The 310-nt window shown below is 68.7% G+C and carries 1 pseudogene; it reads left to right on the forward strand.

Going from position 1 to position 310, the window contains the following annotated elements:
- Nucleotides 1–310, forward strand: a pseudogene (locus ACLBX8_RS31855) (F0F1 ATP synthase subunit alpha); the annotation flags it as partial.

A 310-nucleotide genomic window follows, 5' to 3' on the forward strand; every position in this document is an offset into this window, starting at 1 on the left:
CGACGCCGCCGGCAACGGGTCGCTGACCGCGCTGCCGGTCATCGAGACCCAGGCCAACGACGTCTCGGCCTACATCCCGACCAACGTGATCTCGTTCACCGACGGCCAGATCTTCCTCGAGACCGACCTGTTCTACCAGGGCATCCGCCCGGCGGTGAACGTCGGACTCTCGGTGTCGCGGGTGGGCCCCTCGGCGCAGACCAAGGCGATGAAGAAGGTCGCCGGCAAGATCAAGGGCGAGCCCGCGCAGTACCGCGAGATGGCCGCCTTCGCGCAGTTCGGCTCGGACCTCGACGCCTCCACCCAGGCC

The sequence above is a fragment of the Methylobacterium sp. D48H genome (assembly GCF_053345715.1).